The following is a 761-nucleotide window of genomic DNA, read 5'->3' as shown; positions in this document are numbered from 1 at the left end:
GGACATGCCGGCGCTCGCCGCCCGAGCTTCCCCCCTGCCCGCCCGGCTGCTGCACCGAGTGGGTGGCGTCGAACACCACCGGCGCGCCGCCGGTGACCGCGGCCATGATCGGCAGGCTGCGCATGTCGGAGACCAGGGTGTTGTAGCCGAACGAGGCGCCGCGCTCGGTGACCATCACGTTCGGGTTGCCGGCTTGGGTCACCTTGGCGGCCACGTGCTGCATGTCCCAGGGGGCGAGGAACTGGCCCTTCTTGACGTTGACCACGCGGCCGGTGGCGGCGGCGGCAAGCAGCAGGTCGGTCTGGCGGCACAGGAAGGCCGGGATCTGGAGCACATCGACCACCTCGGCGGCCGGCCCGCACTGCCCGGCATCGTGCACGTCGGTGAGCACGGGCAGGCCGTAGCGGTCCTTGATCTCGGCGAAGATCGGCAGCGCGCCGGAGAGGCCGATGCCGCGGGCGGCCCCGCCCGAGGTGCGGTTGGCCTTGTCGAAGGACGCCTTGAACACGAGGCCGAGCCCGTGGGCCTCGGCCATCTCCTTCAGCGCGGCGGCGATCTCGAGGGCGTGGTCGCGGCTCTCGAGCTGGCACGGGCCGGCGATCAGCGCGAGCGGCAGGTGGTTGCCGAAGGCGACCGCGCCGGCGCGGACGGTCTTGGGCTCGTGGGTCTCGGTCGAATCGGGCATGGGCGGAGGCTTAGCCCGCCCTCGCCCCGTGCGAAAGTCCGGCCCTGCGGCGCAAGGCCGGCGGCCGGTTCGGTAC

General features: G+C 73.1%; 1 protein-coding gene. It reads right to left on the bottom strand.

The features are described 5' to 3' along the window. A partial coding sequence (gene kdsA / locus FV222_RS28110) for a 3-deoxy-8-phosphooctulonate synthase (protein WP_147816413.1) occupies nucleotides 1-685 on the bottom strand: 685 nt, incomplete at its 3' end. Nucleotides 686-761 lie beyond the last annotated feature (76 nt).

The sequence above is a fragment of the Methylobacterium sp. WL103 genome (assembly GCF_008039885.1).
Lineage (GTDB): Bacteria > Pseudomonadota > Alphaproteobacteria > Rhizobiales > Beijerinckiaceae > Methylobacterium > Methylobacterium cerastii.
The sequence above is the reverse complement of the archived record's forward strand: the minus strand, read 5'-3'. Positions and strand labels throughout refer to the sequence as shown.